Source organism: Ihubacter sp. rT4E-8 (assembly GCF_049852125.1).
Lineage (GTDB): Bacteria > Bacillota > Clostridia > Peptostreptococcales > Anaerovoracaceae > Senimuribacter.
Window position 1 is genome coordinate 218,817 of record NZ_CP187532.1, and the last position, 20,681, is coordinate 239,497.

The window sequence follows — 20,681 nt, forward strand, 5'->3', positions numbered from 1 at the left end:
AAAGGTAAAGGTAAATTTTCTTTTACTCTGACACTTTTTATGATATCATATAAACTACGGGATTTATTTCGGAAAACATATTGAAAACCCGATTTTTCATAATTGAAGGGAGTTGAGAAGCATGATTCAGTTGGATCAGATCAAAGTCGATCTGCCACAGGCAGTCGCAAAGCTCAAAGAGGTAGGTGAGTCCCTTTGACCTGGCTGGTCTGAGGGAAAATTTACAAGTAATTACAAAGCAAACAGAAGCGGCAGGTTTCTGGGATGATCCGGAGGCGGCGCAGAGTTTATTAAAGAAGAAAAAAGGTCTGGAGAGCAGAATTGAGCGGTATGATCGTTTAGAAAGAGGATTTCAGGATACCGGAGAGTTGATAGAACTGGCCGAGGAGATGGAAGATGAGGATGAGGCAGAGGCTATTGCGGCTTCCTTCCGTCAGCTGGAAAATCAATTGGAGGAATTGAAGCTGGATACGCTGCTTTCAGGAAAGTACGACCATAATAACGCCATTATTTCAGTACATGCGGGAACCGGCGGCGTGGATGCCATGGATTGGGCGCAGATGCTCTACAGGATGTACAACCGTTGGGCGGAGAAAAAGGGATATAAGGTTACACTGGTCGATATGCAGGATGATACAGAAGCAGGCATTAAGAGCGCTACATTGATTGTTGAGGGTGAAAATGCATATGGGTATCTGAAAAACGAAAAGGGTGTTCACCGCCTGGTACGAATTTCTCCGTTTAATTCGGCAGGAAAGAGGCAGACGTCTTTTGCCGCTTTAGAGGTTATGCCGGAAATTGAAGATGACATGACGGTAGAGATCGATCCGGAGGATCTGCGTATAGACACTTACAGGAGCAGCGGAGCAGGAGGCCAGCATGTCAATAAGACCGATTCGGCGATCCGTATTACCCACCTGCCGACCCATATTGTGGTCACCTGTCAGAATGAGCGAAGTCAACACCAGAATAAGGAGATGGCCATGAAGATTCTGGCTTCGCGGCTTATGGAGCTGAAGGAACAGGAGCATAAGGAAAATCTGAAGGAGCTGAAGGGAGACTTTTCTATGATTACCTGGGGATCTCAGATCCGTTCTTATGTATTTCAGCCATATACTATGGTGAAGGATCACCGAACAGGCGCTGAGGTAGGAAATGTAAACGCTGTTATGGACGGCGATATCGATTATTTTATCAATGAAAAGCTAAAACAGAAGGATGAATGAGATAAATGAATATCATAGAAACATTAGCGAGCGAGTTTAAGGTTAAGACTGCGCAGGTAGAGAACACGGTTAACCTGATCGATGAAGGCAATACCATTCCGTTTATTGCCCGTTATCGGAAAGAGGTCACGGGAGGACTGACTGACGTTGTCCTTCGCGATATGGAGGAACGACTTTCGTATCTGCGGAATTTGCAGGAGCGAAAGGAGGAGGTCATCAGACTTATCGATGAGCAGGGCAAGCTGACAGAAGAACTTGCGGCGGAAATAGAGAAAGCTGAAGTACTGCAGAGAGTAGAGGATTTGTATAAGCCGTATAAGCAGAAGAAGGCTACCAGAGCATCAAAGGCGAAGGAAAAGGGGCTGGAGCCGCTGGCTATGATATTTTATGCGCAGCAAAAGAAGGACGGAAATCCGTTAGATATTGCTGCCGGTTTTGTTGACCAGAAAAAAGGAGTGGAGACAGCGCAGGACGCCGTACAGGGCGCTATGGATATTATCGCGGAGATGATCGCTGACGACGCAGATCTGATAAAGAACATTCGGGAGAGAACCTTTGAACGGGGACAAATCGCAACAGAGGCTGCAGACCCGGAGGAAAAGACGGTCTACGATATGTATTATGGCAGCAGCGAGGCTATTGCCAAGATGCCGAATCATCGTGTGCTGGCCGTCAACCGGGGTGAAAAAGAGAAGAAGCTGAAGGTAAAGGTGACAGTGGATAGTGAGGCGATTACCGGGTATATTGAAAAGCAGATTATTCGTGGACAGTCCATTTTTACGGAGCTGCTGCAGGAAACCGTCGCTGACGCATATAAACGTCTGATTGCCCCGTCAATTGAGCGTGAGATGAGGAACATTCTCACGGAAAGGGCGGAAACCGACGCAGTGAAGGTCTTTGCAAAAAATACGGAAAAATTGTTGATGGCGCCGCCAGTACGAGGTAAGAAGGTGACTGCCGTCGATCCGGGCTACAGAACGGGATGTAAGGTAGCGGTTCTTGATGAGACCGGAAGGCTCAAAGCATTTACGACTGTTTATCCTACAGAACCGAAAAAGGACGTAGCAGGTACGGAACGTGTATTGACAAAGATTATTGAGAAATACGGCTGCGACATTATCGTTATCGGTAACGGCACGGCTTCCAGAGAGACAGAGGAGGTTGTGGCAAACTATTTGAAGAAAAAGGGTTATCCTATTCAATACACCATCGTAAATGAAGCAGGCGCATCTGTTTATTCAGCGTCAAAGCTTGCTTCTGAGGAATATCCTGATCTGGATGTGACAACCAGAGGCGCTATGTCATTAGGCCGCAGATTGCAGGATCCTCTGGCTGAATTGGTAAAAATCGATCCGAAGCATATCGGTGTGGGACAGTATCAGCACGATATTAATCAGAAACAGCTAACGGGCGCGCTGACCACAGTAGTTGAGGATTGTGTAAACAGGGTCGGCGTAGATTTAAATACAGCTTCTCCGTCTCTGCTTTCCTACATCGCAGGCGTGAACATGGGTATTGCAAAAAATATTGTGTCTTACAGAGAGGAGCACGGCCGCTTTCAAAACCGTAAAGAGCTTATGAAGGTTTCGAAATTGGGTGAGAAGGCGTTCAAACAATGTGCGGGATTTATGCGTATCACAGGCGGTAGCGAGCCTCTGGACAGCACTTCCGTGCATCCGGAATCCTATGAAGCTGCAGAGGAGATGATGAAAAAGATCGGCATTACTAAGGAAGACATTGTCTCCGGAGGCGTAGGGGAGGCCATCGATGAAAAGATATTCCAGGCTTATCCGGCGAAAAAGCCATCGGAAAGCGTGAGAAGGATGGCGGAGGATCTGAATATTGGAGAACTGACTCTTGCCGATATCGTATCGGAAATGAAGAAACCGGCAAGAGATCCTCGTGAGGACGCGCCGCCGGTGATTTTCAGAAACGATGTGCGAAGCTTTGACGATCTAAAGATCGATATGGAGCTGACGGGAACAGTGCGCAATGTAGTGGACTTCGGCGCTTTTGTTGATATTGGGGTGAAACAGGACGGACTGGTTCACGTGTCTCAGCTTTCCCATAAATTCGTCAAACATCCTATGGATGTAGTTTCTGTAGGAGATACGGTAAAGGTGAGGATTATCAGCATCGATCAGGAGAAGCAGAAGGTTGGCCTTACGATGAAATTATAGAGAAAAAGGAACGAGAAACGTTATGGCGTATAATACCATTTTATTTGATTTTGACGGAACCTTGGCAGATACCAACGGTTTAGTGATAGAGTCCTGGCAGCATGTTTATCGGATACTGACAGGGCGAGAAGCTGATTTGCCTATGATCAAAGCTACTTTCGGCGAGCCTTTGGGTATCAGTATGGAAAAGATTTTTCCCAATACGCCGGTGGAGCAGGCGATCGATATCTACAGAGGGCATCAAAAGGATATCTATGAGGAAATGATTCAGCCGTTTTCCGGTATGGTCGAACTGATAAAAGAATTGAAAGCCAGAGGACTGAAGATCGGCGTTACTACTTCCAGAATGAGGAATACTACCCTGATTGGCCTGAATAAATTCGGTATTACCGAATACATGGACGCCATTGTCACTTGCGATGATACGGATAAGCATAAGCCTGATCCGGAGCCGGTGTTGATTACATTGGAACGTTTGCGGGCAAAACCAGAGAATACATTGATGGTCGGTGATAGCATGTTTGATATCAAATGCGCGCATAATGCTGGCGTTAAGGCAGTGCTGGTCGGTTGGGCCGAGGCAGTGACAGAAGAAGATTTGAACGGTCCTGACGCGCCGGAGTATTTTATAGAAAAGGCGGAGGATTTACTGAGGCTTCTTTAATAAACAGAATCAGGCAGAAACGGAAGTGTGGCGGCAGAGAAAGTAAAACCCAGGAGGAATGGCTGTGCTGAATATCTTTTACGCAAGAGAAAGCATAGATAAGGAAAAGTTCATATATGAGCGGATCAAAACGGCGATGATGAGTGGACAACGTAGAAAGTTTTTTGTTATTGTTCCTGATCAGTATACGTTGGAGGCAGAGAAGCGTGCGTTTCATCTGCTTGACGCGCAGGGACTGATGGATGTGGAGATTATCAGTATGTCACGACTGGGAAGCCGGCTGCTTTCTCAGCAGGGAGGTAGCAGGAATACCTTTATTGATAAATATGGCCGTCATGTTTTGCTGGCACAGGTGCTGGCTGATAAGGAAAGCGACCTGCAAATCTTTGCAGGCAGCCGACGGAGAAATTCGTTTATCGAAATGACGAATAACTTTATCTCAGAGATGAAGCAGTATAATATCGCGCCGGAGCAGTTGTCTGCGCTATCCAAGTCACTGCCTGAAAACAGCCTGTTATCGAAAAAGTTGGCTGATCTGCAGGTAATTTTTGAGGAATACCAACGGCGCATCGAAGGAAAGTATACGGATTCTGAGGATTTGATCGATCTGTATACGGCACGGATTTCGGCGTCGCCTATGCTCAGAGGCTGCGGTATCTGGGTTTATGGTTTCGACAGCTTCGCGCCGAAAGCCATGGACGTTTTAGGACGTCTTATGACAACGGCAGCGGAAATGAACGTGTTTCTTACCTATGATCAGGACTGCCGTGACGAAGAAATTTTCCAGTTAACCGGTATGGTAAAGTCTGCGCTGATACGGCAAGCGCGGAGTTTTGACGTGCCATGGAAGGAGCAAAGGGTCTCTGACGAACAATATCGCGCGGAGAAAAGGAGCGCGGTATTTGAGACATTGGAAAGAGAGCTGTATGCTGTAGGACGCAGGTCGTTTTCGGAATGTCCTCAGGGCAGAGATGGCGCTGGAGGAATCTGGCTTTGCCAAGCAGCGAATGGGTATAGTGAAGCCGAGTCGGCGGCAGCCTTTATATTGTATTTGCTGAGAGATAAGGGATTTCGATATCGTGATTTGGTAGTCATTTGCAATGACCAGGCGGTACGGGGCTCTGTGATAAGACGCGTCTTCGAAGAATGCGGCATCCGTTTCTTCGACGACCAGACACGGACCATCATGCATTCGCCTATTGCTCTTTTTACAGTTGCTTTGCTGGAAACTGTAGCGGGCGGATATAGAACGCAGGATGTTTTCAGGACATTAAAGGCTGGATTTTCGCCTCTTACAAACGATGAAATCGAATCATTGGAAAATTATGTTATAAAATACCGAATCAAAGGTTCCATGTGGAAAAAACCATTTGTCAAGGGACAGATGGAGTATGGAGACGATGGTCTTACCGAGTTGGAGGAGTTACGCCAACGTGCTATGAAGCTGTTCGGAAGACTTGAAGCGGTATACAGAGCTTGTAATACTACTGGAGAGTTTATTGAAAGCTATTATGATTTTCTCATAGAGGACGCGCATTTGGGAGAAGCAGTAGCAGATTTGGCCGTTCGACAGAGAGAACAGGGTTTTTTGGATCTAGCGGAGGAAACTCTGCAGATCTGGGGTAAGCTGATAGGACTGTTAGATCAAATGACTGAGCTGATGGGAGAACAGTCCTTTGATGGAAAAGCGTTTACGGAATTACTGGTGACTGGTCTTTCGCAGTTGGAGGTTGGCGTATTACCGCCGACGCCGGATGATATTCTTATGGGAACGATGCAGAGAACTAGAAGCGGTAGTGTGCGGGCGGTAGTCGTGATTGGCGCCAATGAGGGATTGTTGCCGGCAGCGCCGTCGGATGAAGGTTTGTTTTCTGTGGATGAACTGGAATTTCTGGCATCTGAGGGAGCAGAGATCTGTAAGGTGGATCATATTCGTGTATTAGAAGAAAAGCTGGCGATTTATCGAAATCTTTGCAAACCGTCTGATTACCTGTGGGTCAGCTATGCTGCAAGCGATAGCGAGGGAAAAGAAAGCAGGCCGTCAGAAATTGTGGATAGTTTACTGGCGATTTTTCCGCAATTGCCGGTTGTGCCGGATGTAGTCAGCCGGGGAGATATTCGAGGTCTGGTAAGTGGAAGAATCAGCGCTTTGCGTCATTTGATGCGGGCCTTACAGCAGGGCCGTCGAGGGGAGAAGATTAACGGCTCATGGAGGACGGTTATCGACTGGTACCGTCAAAACGACCGGGAGGCCTTACAGATGACGGCCAGTGGGTTGGAATTTACCAACGAACAAAGGGAGCTGCCGCGGAGGCTGGCGGAATCGTTGTATAAAAAAAAGGGCGAACGCGATTTGTCCTTAAGTCCTTCCCGGCTGGAAAGGTTTTCACGCTGTCCGTTTGCGCATTTTGTAGCGTACGGGCTGCGGCCAGAAGAACGCCGTGTCTTCGAAGCTGCTGGACGCGAGATTGGAGACATCTACCATCGCTGCCTTATGGAAGTTTCTCGTAAGCTGACCAAGGAGGATAGCTGGCAAACGGTAACGGAAGCACAGTGCAGAACTTATGTTGAGGAAATTGCTAAAACGGAAGCTGCTGTCTACCGGGAAGGCGTATTCCATTTCGGTAATGAGGAACAGTATAAGGTCAGACGTATTGAGGATACCTGTTTCCATGTTTGTTGGGCGTTGATTGAACAGGTCAGGGCCGGCCGCATCAGGGAAAGTCGATATGAGGAATCCTTTGGACGAGGGAAAAGGATTCCGGCTGTCGAAGTAGTCTTGGAAAATGGAGAGAGGGTTTACGTAGAGGGGAAAATTGACCGGCTGGATATTTTAGAAGATGACAGGATAAAGATTATTGATTATAAGACTGGAAAAGAAAATTTTAAAATTTCCGAAGCTAGGGGTGGATATCGTCTTCAACTTATGTTATACTTAAAAGCGGCGCAGGAAAATGCACATAGGCCGGCAGGAGTTTTTTATTTTCTGATTGATGATCACCGGGTGGACTTAACCGGAGCAGAGAAAGAAAAAATTTCTGAAAAGATTTCAAAAGAAATGAGGAAATCTTATCGATTAAATGGTATAATGGTAAACGATGGCGACGTTATCGACAGCATTGCCGGAGAGTTTGACGGTTACTCTGATATCGTTCCTTTGCGTAATAGTAAGGAAGGGATTAAAGCGACTTCCGAAGGATTTCTGCTCAGTGATGAAGAATTTGATATTCTGCAGGGAGAAATCGACCAGCAGATTAGAAAATTGTGCGGTCACCTTGCGGAGGGGAAAATTGCCATTACGCCGAAGAAAACAGACCGTGAGTCACCATGCACCTATTGCAGATACAAAGGGATTTGCAGATTCGATCTAGATTTTCCGGGTTGCAATTATGAGATAATTAAATAGTTTATAACGCGGATTAGCAGTCGATGCCATTTCCGCGAGCGCGCTTCCTTGGCTCAGTTGGTAGAGCAGCGCATTCGTAACGCGCAGGTCGCCGGTTCGAGTCCGGCAGGGAGCTCCAAAATATTGAAAAATGCAGGTTATTATGACCTGCATTTTTTATGTATAAATTTATGATTTGGGTATTGAGATAGAAATAATATATGTGGGAATTTATCTAAAATGTATTTTTTTAAACTAGAAATGTATTTTTATTATTTGGACAATAAGCAAAATTATAGATTGAAAAAAATGTAAAAATATACGCATAAGTATTCAAAAAATATAAATAAAAAAAGAAGACAAAATTTATTTCCTATATATATCAAAAAAATATTCTATAGCAAAAACAAAAATAAATAAATAAACAGTTATAAATATACATTAAAATAGTAACACTTGTTTTTCTAAATAATGTAGTGTATAATAGAAGAAATTTAATCAATAACGAAAGAGAGGCGGAGTTACTAGACATGGCAAAGTATATTTGCAAAAGAACAATTATGGCCATAGTTGTCATTCTCCTCATCGCCAGCATCACATTTTTCTTGATGCATGCGGTGCCTGGAAGTCCTTTTGCCAGTGAAAAGACACAATCACCTGAGGTTCTCGCTGCTTTAGAGGCAAAATACGGGCTGGACCAGCCGCTACCTGTGCAGCTGAAGAATTATTTGGTTAACGCAGTACAGGGAGATTTCGGCGTATCTCTGAAGATGCAGAAAAACAGGCCTGTATTGGATATTATTATGGAGTTATTTCCTACATCTGCGAAAATAGGAGCCATCGCACTGCTTCTGGCGGTACTGTTCGGCGTACCGTTGGGATGTATTGCAGCGTATTACAGAGGGGGGAAAATGGACAGTTTTCTTCGTGTTGTAATGACGCTGGGGATTTCCGTACCGGGATTTGTTATTGCAACTCTATTGCTCATCATTTTCGGCGTGCAGCTGGGGTGGCTGCCGACAATTGGATTAAGTGGTCCGATGAACTATATCATGCCTTGCTCTGCATTAGCATTTTATCCGATGTGTTATGTCGGCAGGCTGGCGCGATCCAGTATGCTGGACGCAATCAATCAGGATTATGTCAGGACAGCCCGATCAAAGGGTGTAAAAACCAAGATGATCGTATTCAAGCACGCGCTTAGAAACGCTTTGATTCCGGTTGTTACATATTTAGGCCCGTTAACGGCGGGCATTTTGACAGGCGGTTTTGTTGTAGAAACTGTCTTTAGCATTCCGGGACTTGGAAGATATTTTGTGCAGAGCATTTTAAATCGTGATTATTTTATTATCATGGCGACGACAATTTTTCTCGCGGCGCTTGTTATTTTGATGAATTTAATTGTTGATATCCTGTATAAGGTTGTTGACCCTAGAATAGACGTAACGAAAGGGGAGGGCGCATGATGGAGAAACCGAATTTAATGACCATGCAGGTTGATCTTGATAAACTGCGTGACAGAAATATAGAGTTTAGAGCCGATGATTTTGCCTTGGCCTCCGCGGAGGAAAAAGAGAATTTTATAGAAAAAGCAGCCAGCGTTTCTTATTGGAAAGATGCAATGAGAAGGTTCCGCAAGAATACGGTGGCGATGGTAGCGCTCGGCATTTTGATTTTGATTCTCCTTTTTGCATTTATAGGACCGATATTTTTTGACGCGAACTACGCGACCCAGGTACGCGGTGAGGAAAATCTTGACCCGTCCTGGGCGCATCCTTTCGGAACTGATTTACAGGGGAGAGACTTGATGCTGCGCGCGATGTATGGAGCCAGGATATCCCTGACGATTGGCGTTTGCGCCAGTGCGATTGTACTTGTAATTGGTACAATTTACGGCGCTATTTCCGGATATATCGGAGGCAGAGTCGATGATATCATGATGCGTATAGTAGAGTTGATTTACTCCGTACCTGATGTGCTGGTTGTTTTGCTTCTTTCTATTACGATCAAAGAGCCTCTGACAGCATGGTGCAATAGCAGCAAAAGTTCTTTTGCATCGTCGATTGCAGAAATTGGACCTAGTTTAATTGCCATTTTTGTGGCCTTTGGTTTGCTGTATTGGGTTACGATGGCCAGAATTATTCGAGGTCAGGTTCTCATGTTGAAGGAGCAGGAGTATGTTACCGCGGCAAAGGCTCTTGGCGCGAAGGGACCGAAGATCATTAAGAGGCATCTGCTGCCAAATTGTATTGGACAGATTATTGTAACGACTTGTCTGCAGATCCCATCTGCGATTTTTCTGGAATCCTTTTTGTCCTTCCTGGGAATCGGTGTAGCGCCGCCTATGACCTCCCTTGGCGCTATGGCTGCCGATGCATTGGGAGGCATCAATACATATCCATATAGATTGATTATTCCTTCCATTATCCTCAGCTTGTTGATTTTGAGTTTAAATCTGGTGGGAGACGGACTGCGCGACGCACTGGATCCGCGTTTAAAGAAATAAGAGGTGAGGAAGATGGAACAGAAGAAAAAATTGTTGGAAGTAAAGGACTTAAAGGTTTCATTTTTCACGCCGGCAGGTGAAGTAAAAGCAGTAGACGGTGTCAGTTATGATCTTGACTACGGAGAGGTTATGGGTATCGTCGGCGAGTCCGGATCCGGGAAAAGTGTTGAGGCATATACCATTATCGGACTTTTGGTAAGCCCCGGCAAGGTTATAGGAGGGGAGATTCTTTTTGACGGTGAGAATCTCTTAGAATACGATAAGAAAAAGATGGAATCTTTCCGTGGAAATAAGGTCAGTATGATTTTCCAGAATCCTATGACCTGTTTGAATCCGGTTTATACTATCGGAAATCAACTGGTGGAGGCGTTGAAATGCCATCAGGATATCAGCAAGGCTGAGGCTGAGGAAAGAGCAATTGAGATGCTTACTTTTGTAGGCATTAATAATCCCGATAAACGTATGAAGCAATATCCCCATGAGCTGTCAGGGGGAATGAGGCAGAGAGTTATGATAGCAATGGGTCTGATTTGCCATCCGAAGCTTTTGATTGCAGATGAACCGACGACGGCCCTTGATGTTACGATTCAGGCGCAGATTATTGAGTTGATGAAAGACATACAACAGAAAACAGATATGGCAATTGTTTTCATTACGCATAATTTGGGTGTAGTCGCGGAGATTTGTGACAGGGTATCTGTTATGTATGCCGGGAAGATTGTTGAACAGGGAAAGGTAAATGATATTTTTTATCATCCGGCTCATCCGTATACCCATGGATTGCTGCGTTCTATGCCGAGAGTCGACGCTATGGAATATGAACGGTTGATTCCTATAGAGGGAACGCCGGTGGATATGCTGAATCCGCCGGAGGGATGTGGTTTTTCTTCCCGATGCGAGCATTGTATGAAAATTTGTTTGCGAGCTGCTCCGCCGACAATAGAAGTGGGCGATGGACATAAGGCCAGCTGTTGGCTTCTGGCAATGAAAGAAAAAGAGAAGGAGGAAGAATAAATGACGGATAAGAAGAATCATGAAATCCTCCTGCAGGTAGATCATATTAAAAAGTATTTTTCAATAAAAGAGGGCTTTGCTAAGACAAAGTATGTACAGGCAGTGGAGGACATCAGCTTTTTCGTTAGAAAGGGTGAGACCTTTGGTTTAGTGGGCGAATCTGGATGTGGAAAGACTACGCTGGGACGAGCGATTATCAGACTTCATGAACCGACAGCCGGAAAGGTGATCTATAACGGGGAGACAATCTTTGATGAAAGGCTTGGGAAGAAGCAGCCTGATATGCTGCCGTACAGACGTAAAATGCAGATCATCTTTCAAGATCCTTCAGCTTCCTTGGATCCGCGTATGACAGTAGGTGAAATTGTTGGAGAGGCGCTGGATATTCACAATATCTGTAAGGACAAGAAAGAAAGAGTTGACCGTATTAATGAGCTGCTTGAAAAGGTTGGACTGAACAGTGAGCACTCTAACAGATATCCACATGAGTTTTCTGGCGGACAGCAGCAGCGAATCGGTATCGCCAGAGCTTTAGCAGTGGAGCCGGAATTCATTGTATGTGATGAACCGATTTCCGCCCTGGATGTATCGATTCAATCACAGATTGTAAATATGCTGGAAGATATGCAGAATGAACTGGGACTGACGTATCTCTTTATTGCCCATGACTTATCTGTCGTGCGGCATATTTCTGATAGGATCGGCGTGATGTATCTGGGCAATATGGTAGAGCTGGGTGAAAGCAGAGAGCTTTATGCGAATCCGCTGCATCCATATACCAAAACACTGCTCTCAGCAGTGCCGATTCCGGATCCGGAGGTGAGTCGGGCAAAGAAGCGTATCGTACTGGAAGGCGATATTCCAAGTCCGATGAATCCGCCAAGTGGATGCAGGTTTCACACCAGGTGTCCCTATGCGCAGGATATCTGCAGGAAAGAGGTACCTGCGTGGCGGGAAATAGAGCCGGAGCATTTTGCGGCATGTCATATTCTGTAGACAGAAGTGGCTTGACACATTTATTTTGTTATGATGCTCCCGTTTGGAGGAGTTCATATAGTTAAATCTCAAAAAGGAGGACTTTATTATGAAAAAGGTATTGGCCCTGCTGCTTTCATTCTGCATGGTATTTGCTGTAACAGCATGCGGCGGCGATGACGGAAACGCGAAGAGTGATGGCGTAGTAGACGTTTGTGTTGCTTCTGAGCCACAGTCTATCGATCCGGCGTTGAACTCAGCTGTAGATGGAGCGATTATGCTGCAGCATGCGTTTGAAGGTCTGATGAAATGGGTAGACGACGGTGAAGGAAATGCTATAGTCGCTGAGGGCGTAGCGGAGAAGGTAGAAAAATCCAAAGATGAATTGACTTGGACTTTCCACCTGAGAGAAGACGCTAAGTGGTCTGATGGACAGCCAGTAACGGCACAGGATTTCCTCTATTCTTGGAATAGACTGATTGCCAAGGATACAGCAGCAGACTATGAGTACATGCTGGACATGGTGGAAGGCTATGACAAGGGCAAGCTGAACATCAAAGCGCCAGATGATCATACGTTTATCGTAAAGCTTTCAACAAAGTGTCCGTATTTCGAAGAAATCTGTGCATTCCCGGCAACTTTCCCTGTAAGAAAGGATATCATCGAAGCGGAGAAGGATCAGTGGACCTTTAATCCGGAAACGTATGTAAGCAATGGACCTTACAAGATGACTGCATGGGAACATAACTCTTATATTCTGTTTGAAAAGAACGAGAATTATTATGGCGCAGCAGATCTCAAAGCTGAGAAGATTAAGTTCCATTTGATGGACGACGCCAATGCAATCTATGCGGGATTCCAGAGCGGCGAACTTGACTTTATCGAAAATGTTCCGCAGGATGAGGTAAAGGGTTTGATAGATTCCGGCGATATGATTCTGGGAGATTATATCGGTACATACTATGTATGCTTCCAGACTGAGAAGAAGCCGTTTGACGACCCAAGAGTCAGAAAAGCGTTCTCTCTGGTAATTGACAGAAACCATATGGTAGAAAAAATTACCGGAAGCGGAGAAATCCCGGCAGCCGGTTATGTGCCTGCTGGTATCTATGATGCAGCCGGCGCAGGCAGCGACGATTTCAGAACTGTTGGCGGCGATTATTACAGCATCAAGGCAGAGGATTATGAAAAGAACTGTGAAGAAGCAAGAGCATTACTTGCTGAAGCGGGCTATCCTGAAGGAAAGGACTTCCCGATTGTAGAATATCTTTACAATACTGATGACAAACACAAGGCAATTGCAGAGGCTTTGCAGGATGTTTGGCAGAAGGAGCTGGGGGTTAAGGTAACGCTGCAGAACCAGGAGTGGAACGTTTTCTTACAGGAGAGAAAGGACGGAAACTACTCTATCGCAAGAAATGGTTGGATTGCTGACTATAACGATCCGATGAGCTTTATCGATATGTGGATTACAGACGGCGGCAATAACGACGCACAGTACAAGAATCCGGCATATGATAAGATTATCAAGGAAGCAAAAGCAACATCTGATCCTGAGAAGAGAATGAGTCTGATGCATCAGGCAGAAGATATTCTTGTAGGTGAGGAACATGTTGTAGCGCCTATTTATTTCTATACGCAGCCTTACATGATCAATAAGAATATCCAGGGCATGTACTATGCTCCTTTGGGTTACTTCTTCTTCGGTTATACGACCGGCGCGTAAGAATACGTTAGAAATCATCTTATTTTCCATAGAATGGCACAGGGCCTTTGACGGGTTATCGTCAAAGGCCCTGTGCTTTTTAATTGATTATTTTATCAATTCTCCGCGAAGATTTTCTTCCATTTTTGTTTTAATTAAATCTCGATCCAGATCCAAACTGAACAGATAGTAGAGCTTAGCAACGGCAGCCTCTGTGGTCATATTGTACCCGCTGACCGCGCCTGCGCCTGTCAGAGCCGCGCTGGTTTGGTACGCGCCCAGTTTGACAGTACCGCTTGGGCATTGGGAGCAGACTGTAACGATGGTCCCATGCTCGAAGGCTTTCTTTATGATCGGCAGCAACGCGTCGTCATAGCTCGGGATATTGCCTGCGCCGAATGTTTCCAGGACAATACCCTTCAGACTTTCTGTCATGATGGATTCAAAGAGGCTGAATTGAATTCCGGGGAACACCTTCAGCACGCCGATAGAGGTTTGACGAAATTCCACAAGGTTTAGACTGACACCCTTTGATGGAGGGACAATTGCATCGGTATTATAATGAATATCGATGCCTGCTTCAGCCAGCGGATGGAAATTTGGTGAATCGAAGGCGATGAGGCCGTCTGCTGAGGTCTTAACAGCGCAATTGCCGCGAAGAAGCTTGCCACCGAAATAGAGGCAGACTTCGTGAACGATTCCCTGACCTGCGATGAGTACGGACGTGATCAGATTATCGCGGGCATCGGAGCGAAGCTGGCAAAGGGGAATCTGGGAACCGGTTAAGATAACGGGTTTTGACAGGCCTTCCAGCATAAAGGAAAGTGCGGAGGCGGTATATGCCATGGTATCTGTACCGTGAAGAACGACGAATCCGTCATATGTATCGTAGTTGTCGCGAATAGCGCGGCCGATTTGATTCCACTGGTCTACCGCAATGTTGGAGGAATCCAGCAATGGTTCAAACTCAATCATGTCCCAGTCTGGCATATTTGGCTCGTTTAAGTCTTCGATAGCCCGCAAACGATCGTAGAAATATCCCTTTTTCGGCGCGTATCCTTTTTCAGTCGGCACCATACCGATCGTGCCTCCAGTATATAAAATGCAAATTCTCTTTTTCATCATTACCTCCTCTGTAGGGTTTTATTTCTTAAAGTTGTGTGCTTATAATATAGGAATCTCTGATTCCCTCAAGCGCGCTGTTTTTATAGGAGTTAAGGGAATTTATTGTTTTAAGTGAAATCCTTAAACAATTCCCTTAAAATTTGGTTTATTAAACGCATGATGGTTGTGCCTTAATGAACCCATGAGCGGGATGCATCATCGTGGCAATACCGCGTCCATTATAACATGAAAGCTTACTGGGATAAAGAGATTTATTTAGCGAGTTTTCACAGCATATCGAAGATATTACTTTTTATCTGTCCTCCACTCCCATCGATCACTCCATACACAGAAAATCGCCGCAATTAACATAGGTTAATGCACATAATAATAAAGGATAATAAAATTAACATAGGTAAATAATTTGAGAGGAAATAGGAAATATGGAAGAATTCTTTGGGAATGTGCTAAACCTTTCTGATCCTGAGTTAATCCGGAGCCTATGTGAAATATCAGATACAGTAAAGATGGAAAAGGGAACTGTTATCATCCGGCAGGAGGAACGACTGAATGCGGTTATGTTAGTTTTGAAGGGAATTTACAGGGGATATTATCTGGACGCAGAGGGAAAGGAGATTACCGATTGCTTTGGTCTTTCGATAGGTGAACCAGTAATACCATGCAGTCTATTTAACGAACCGTCAGAAATTACAATTGAATGCATCGCGGAAGGCAGCTGCTTACGAATTGATCTTGCAGGACTTACAGCTCTTGTTAGACGGAAAAGTTGGCACGCTGAACTTCTGGAATGCTATAATCGGTTTCTTATACAGGGAATAAAGCGGCATCAGCGGCACAAAAGGGTGATACATGATTGTGACGCAGTGGGACGATATCGGTGGTTTCTTCGTGAATATCCTGGGTTGATTGATGTAATCAGCCACAAGGACATTGCGTCGTTTATTGGCATGACGCCTGTGACGCTGAGCAAGCTGCGGGGAAAGCTACGAGCAAAGGAGGTTGTAAATGCTTAGCAAAGGGTTTCTGTCAGAGGCCTTGGGCTTCGTTGAGGGATCGCTGCTGGAGGAACTCAGTGAAGCAGCTGAAATGATAGAGATAAAACGCGGCCAGCAGGTTGCCGAACTGGGAACGCCTCCACAGTATGCTTACTTTTTAATCAGCGGTGTTTTCAGAGCCTTTTACATAAATGGGAAGGGAGAGGATGTAACGGACTTCTTTGTGTATCGTTCGGGTGCATTGATGGTATCCAGCTATGATCTAAAAAGTCCCGCTCCGGTAAATGTGGTTGCGGCAAGTGAACTTCAGTGCATTCGGATACCTATGGAACGATTTCAGGGACTATTGCATCAGTATCATGAGGTTGCCTGCAGATATAATGAGTATCTGACGTATGGCTTGCGAGAACATACGCAGCTTAAACAAGTTATGAATAAGTATGATTGTGAGCAGCGGTATCAATGGTTTCTAAAATCATATCCCGGTTTAATTCAACAAATTTGGCTGAAGGATATTGCATCTTTTTTGGATATGACACCGGTGACGTTGAGCCGCATACGGAGAAAAATGCGGGGGGGGGGGGGGGGCAGTGTATCGGAAAAAGTTTGAGTAAGTTTGGCCAGAAGCTTGGCTGCGATGAGAACTGTATTTAAGGAAGCTTATCCTATGATAATGCGGGGAGAGAATGGAAGGACTATAATCGAAAAGGATAGTTAGGTGTGGAAGTTTTTTCAAAGCGCTATATGGCGTGCTGTTATTTGCAATTGTTGCAGTTGCCGTTTTCGTATGGCTAAAGAGATGAGTTTTAACAGGAGGAGTTAATTAGATGAAAAAAGGTATGGTATTTTTCCTTACTGCCGTTTTATCCTTTACGATGATTTTTACACCGCTGCCGGTCATGGCGACGGATACTGCTGCGGAAGAAATGGAGCAAGATGTTCAAGAGACAACAGAGGATTACTCTGTAAGGGGAATGAATAGCGCGGGAGATTTGATATCGCAGGCTATTACGGAGAAACGGTCAGAGCAGGAGGCTAACAATGGGTACAATGTGTATGCTGTTGAGATGAATGGAAAGCAAGCGAAAGTTTCTTTTGATACGGTGAAGAATTGTACACTGCTGGTTGCAATTTACGATGAGGCAGGGCAGCGTATGCTGGCATCCGGAAAAAAAGAAGTAAAGCCGGATGAGAAAGAAGCAGCGGTGACGATTGAGACTTCAAGTATGCCGCAATATTTTTATGTAAAAGCATTTTTGATTGATAGTAAGAATTTAAATCCGCTTTGCACAGCGTATGACTGTCCTAACTATACAAAAGAAATGACCCAGTTCCTGGAAAAGACAGTAAATGATTTTGACAGCGAGCAGGTAGTTAATTTTGACGAGAATAAAAAGAATAATTTTGCTGTTTACGCGGATGATGTTAAAACGATTAATCGGAATCAGGGTAAAAATCTTATTGCGAAGGAAGATGATACGAATAAGCAGTATGTTATTAAGCATGCAGATAAACAGATATCATCTTTGAAAAAAGGCGATATTTTTGTTTATGAATATGAGAAAGGTAAGATATTAATTGTAAAGGTCAAATCAATTAAAATTTCAGGGACAACTGTGACTATAACTGGGGATGACACGGGAATGGAGGAAGTATTTGACTATGTTAAAATTGATACAAACAGCAGTATCGACGAAGCAGAAGTTGATAATTCACAGCTGGAAGAAGATATTACCTATCAGGGAGAGGTTGATTTTGACAGAGCGGATCCTGCCAATATGATGCAGGCGCAGGCGGTAGATATTGAGGGGAAGGTATCGAACGCATTAGCATATTCCTTTGATAAAAAGAAGTGGGAAGGCGATAAGGCAGGCGCAGCAGTAAAAGGTGGGGTTGTGTTAAGGCTGGATTCCGGGGTAAAGGTTTACCATCAAAAATCTTATAATTATGTCGAAATAAAGTTTGAAGCTTCCATGAAAGTGGCAGCAAGCGTTGATGGAGAAATCAATCTGGGTAAAAGCCTTGGGAAACTGAGCTATAGCCCTATTCCATGTGTAACTATTACAGTAACGCCGAGAGTAGACGTTAAATTCAGCGGAGGAATGGAAATTGCGGTTACTGTTAAGACTACTTCCGGCGCTGTTTACAGCAGTGATAAGGGATATCAGGAAATCAAAAGCGCTCCTTCAGTTGATCCAAAAGTGAAAGCGTCGGGGACATTTTATATTGGGCTGGGGCTTAAACCTGCAGTAAGTGTGGTTAATGAGAAAATTTTAAGTATATATTTTGATGCCAGCGCCGGTCTGGAAATAAACGTGTCAACTGATATTTTATCCCTTCCAAAAGAGAAGGTAAAGCATGATTGTAAATTGTGCCTGGACGGAGAAACATCCTTTAAGAGTAAGGTTTCCTTTGGCGTTAAGTTCTTTGATAAGCATGATGTGAAGGTGACAGTTTTTGAAGGAAAGGCAAAGCTGTTCGATTTTTATTTCTCAATTACACGAGGTGAATTCGGATTTGGAAACTGTCCGCATATTCTATATAAGGTGACGATAACTACAAAGGATAGCAATGGAAAGCCGGTGGAAGGTGTTGCCGTAAAGGGTGGGCAAAAAGAATACCTGAGTGACAAAAATGGACAGGTCGTGTTATGGCTGGGTAATGACACTTATCATCTTGCTCTTAAAAAGGCTGACTATCAGTCTATAGAGAAAACTGTTACCGTACATGACGCATCGGAAGATATCGATTTTACATTGTATGAAGCGCCGAAGCTGGGACATGAAGTGACGGTAACCGTAACAGATGAAGCAGGCGCACCGGTTGCAGACGCATCAGTGAACGGCGTAATAACCGACACGCAAGGGAAGGCGGTAGTGCGTCTTGCAAATGGTTTGCAGACCATTGTTGTGGAAAAGGATGGGTATGCGCGGATTGAGCAGAGTGTGAATGTGGAGGAGGACACGAGAGAGGTGTCTATCAGTGTGAAAAAGGGAAACCAAAATGAAAATGAGTCCGAGGCACAAAGGAAAAGAATTAAGAAAATAGAGCTAAATGATTTTAGTAGTGCAGCCATAACGGAGGATGGATCGTTGTATATGTGGGGAGAGGATTGGAGAAATGAGCGCAAGAATCGTGACCAGCTATATTGCAGTATACCGAAAAAGATTAAAGATAACGTGATTTCTGTTAGTTTAGGATGGCGTTATAGGGCACTTATAACAGCGGATGATCGTTTATACATGTGGGGAGATAATCATGATAACAAAATAGGTGAAACTAGTTGGACATATTCTGTACTTGCACCAACCCAAATTATGGACAACATTATACAAGTTGATTTAGGTATGGTTCATAGTGCGGCAATACAAAGAGATGGTACACTTTTAACATGGGGAAGTGATCATTATGGTGCATTAGGACATGGAGGTAAATATTATAATGCATCACCCAAGGATATTATGCACAATATTAAAAAAATAAGTATAAGTAGTAGGACTAGTGCTGGCATAACAGAGAATGGAACGCTGTATATGTGGGGGAATAATTATCATGGGCAACTTGGTGATGGTACAAATCAAGACTCCAATGTCCCAATAAAAATTATGGAAAACATTAAAGACGTGAGTATAAGTGATAAGAGTAGTGCAGTTATAACGGAGAATGGAACGCTGTATATGTGGGGGGATAATTATCATGGGCAACTTGGTGATGGTACAAATCAAGACTCCAATGTCCCAATAAAAGTTATGGAAAACATTAAAGATGTGAGTATAAGTGATAAGAGTAGTGCAGCCATAACGGAGGATGGAACGCTGTATATGTGGGGGAATGATTTTGGTGATGGTACAAATCAAAATCCCAATATCCCAATAAAAATTATGGAAAATATACAGTCAGTGAGTTTAGGGGCACTTCATGTTGGAGCAATAACACGAGATGGGGAACTATATATGTGGGGGAATAATTATTATGGGCAACTTGGTGATGGTACAACTGAACATTCTCTAGTCCCTAAAAAAATCACAATCCCTGCACCTTCTACAGAATTGACCAGCATGGAAGATACAACGGCAGGTTCGGAGAAAGAGAAAGCAATGACTTCCTCCAACTTGGATTTTGCTGCAGCATCAATGCTTCACACTGCAGAGAATGTATCGACATCCACACAGACAAAGAGTTTTAATGGACTGCAGCCAAAGACACTACATAATTTCTATGTCGTGAAAGATCGGAATTGCGAAGATCCCCTTTCTGCAAATAATCTCCTTTACATAGGACAAGGGATGAGCAATAAAAGTGGGAAAGCATCGTTTCAATATGCAGCGAGAGAAAATTATAGCAATGCAGAACTTTTTGCAGTGGGTATACCGGAGGACGATATCAGCTTCTATAAACCTTCATTGAAAAATTTTACATATGCGTATACGGGAAAAGCGATTAAACCGTTACCGAGGGTAGTGATTAGCGGCAAAATCCTGAAGAAAAATCGTGATTATACGGTATCCTATTCCAACAATAAAAAAATAGGAACTGCAAAGATCACTGTTAAGGGGAAAGGTGACTACAGTGGCTCAAAAACCATAACCTTTAAAATTGTGCCAAAAAAAGTGTCCATTTCTTCGGCAAAGTCACTGACAAAAAAGAATATACAAGTGAAATGGAAGAAAGTTTCACCAGCTGGGGGCTACAAGATTCGCTACAGCAAGTCAAACAAATTTAGCTCACCAAAGACGGTAAAAGTTGAAAACGGCGCAAAGACATCTTGCAGAATTAGTAAACTCTCTCGTGGCAAAAAATATTTTGTAAAGGTACGAGCATATAAAGTAGTTAATGGAACTACGTATTATGGCAAATGGTCAACAGCAAAAACCGTAAGGGTGAAGTGATTTTTTGAAAAGTTTGA

At 44.2% G+C, this 20,681-nt stretch carries 13 protein-coding genes and 1 tRNA gene; 13 read left to right on the forward strand and 1 reads right to left on the reverse strand.

Annotation, left to right across the window (positions count from 1 at the left end):
• Nucleotides 1-121: 121 nt before the first annotated feature.
• The 10 genes from prfB to ACPW7J_RS01090 all read left to right on the forward strand — a co-directional run bounded on the left by prfB (nucleotide 122) and on the right by ACPW7J_RS01090 (nucleotide 13,676).
• Nucleotides 122-1,226 (forward strand): peptide chain release factor 2 gene (prfB, locus tag ACPW7J_RS01045; protein ID WP_425755978.1). Its coding sequence is split into 2 segments (ribosomal slippage): nucleotides 122-187 and nucleotides 189-1,226, totalling 1,104 coding nucleotides; the frame shifts between segments, so codons are not numbered across the junction.
• Nucleotides 1,227-1,231: 5 nt separating this feature from the next.
• Nucleotides 1,232-3,406 (forward strand): Tex family protein, encoded by a 2,175-nt coding sequence (locus ACPW7J_RS01050; RefSeq protein WP_425755979.1) that lies wholly within the window; start codon nucleotides 1,232-1,234, stop codon nucleotides 3,404-3,406.
• Nucleotides 3,407-3,428: 22 nt separating this feature from the next.
• On the forward strand, nucleotides 3,429-4,070 hold the full coding sequence (locus tag ACPW7J_RS01055) for an HAD family hydrolase (RefSeq protein ID WP_425755981.1): 642 nt from the start codon (nucleotides 3,429-3,431) through the stop codon (nucleotides 4,068-4,070).
• A gap of 64 nt (nucleotides 4,071-4,134) precedes the next feature.
• The gene (locus tag ACPW7J_RS01060; protein ID WP_425755983.1) at nucleotides 4,135-7,476 is read left to right on the forward strand and encodes a PD-(D/E)XK nuclease family protein; all 3,342 of its coding nucleotides are present in this window, start codon (nucleotides 4,135-4,137) and stop codon (nucleotides 7,474-7,476) included.
• A 42-nt stretch (nucleotides 7,477-7,518) separates the two neighbouring features.
• Nucleotides 7,519-7,594: transfer RNA gene (locus tag ACPW7J_RS01065), tRNA-Thr, on the forward strand.
• Nucleotides 7,595-7,985: 391 nt separating this feature from the next.
• Entirely contained in the window at nucleotides 7,986-8,921 is a 936-nt protein-coding gene (locus ACPW7J_RS01070; RefSeq protein WP_161873920.1) for an ABC transporter permease, read from the forward strand.
• Nucleotides 8,918-9,961, forward strand: coding sequence for an ABC transporter permease (locus ACPW7J_RS01075; RefSeq protein WP_425755985.1), 1,044 nt, complete (start codon nucleotides 8,918-8,920; stop codon nucleotides 9,959-9,961). Before ACPW7J_RS01070 ends, ACPW7J_RS01075 begins: the two co-directional genes overlap by 4 nt.
• Before the next feature lie 12 nt (nucleotides 9,962-9,973).
• Nucleotides 9,974-10,975 carry an ABC transporter ATP-binding protein gene (locus ACPW7J_RS01080; RefSeq protein WP_425755987.1) on the forward strand — a complete coding sequence of 334 codons (1,002 nt, stop codon included), beginning with the start codon at nucleotides 9,974-9,976 and terminating at the stop codon, nucleotides 10,973-10,975.
• A complete protein-coding gene (locus ACPW7J_RS01085) occupies nucleotides 10,976-11,971 on the forward strand; it encodes an oligopeptide/dipeptide ABC transporter ATP-binding protein (RefSeq protein WP_161873917.1) in 996 nt (331 codons plus the stop codon). It abuts the gene before it with no gap.
• Between the two features lie 88 nt (nucleotides 11,972-12,059).
• Entirely contained in the window at nucleotides 12,060-13,676 is a 1,617-nt protein-coding gene (locus ACPW7J_RS01090) for a peptide ABC transporter substrate-binding protein (protein WP_161873916.1), read from the forward strand.
• A gap of 87 nt (nucleotides 13,677-13,763) precedes the next feature.
• Here the strand turns inward: ACPW7J_RS01090 and ansA are convergent, their stop codons facing one another.
• Entirely contained in the window at nucleotides 13,764-14,780 is a 1,017-nt protein-coding gene (gene ansA, locus ACPW7J_RS01095; protein ID WP_425755989.1) for an asparaginase, read from the reverse strand.
• A 422-nt stretch (nucleotides 14,781-15,202) separates the two neighbouring features.
• On the opposite strand from ansA, the gene ACPW7J_RS01100 reads away from it, so the two are divergent.
• The 3 genes from ACPW7J_RS01100 (at nucleotide 15,203) to ACPW7J_RS01110 (ending at nucleotide 20,664) form a co-directional block, all read left to right on the forward strand.
• The gene (locus ACPW7J_RS01100) at nucleotides 15,203-15,793 is read left to right on the forward strand and encodes a Crp/Fnr family transcriptional regulator (protein WP_161873914.1); all 591 of its coding nucleotides are present in this window, start codon (nucleotides 15,203-15,205) and stop codon (nucleotides 15,791-15,793) included.
• Entirely contained in the window at nucleotides 15,786-16,385 is a 600-nt protein-coding gene (locus ACPW7J_RS01105) for a Crp/Fnr family transcriptional regulator (protein WP_425755992.1), read from the forward strand. Before ACPW7J_RS01100 ends, ACPW7J_RS01105 begins: the two co-directional genes overlap by 8 nt.
• Nucleotides 16,386-16,602: 217 nt before the next feature.
• Nucleotides 16,603-20,664: a fibronectin type III domain-containing protein gene (locus ACPW7J_RS01110; RefSeq protein WP_425755993.1), complete on the forward strand. Its 4,062-nt coding sequence runs from the start codon at nucleotides 16,603-16,605 to the stop codon at nucleotides 20,662-20,664.
• Nucleotides 20,665-20,681 lie beyond the last annotated feature (17 nt).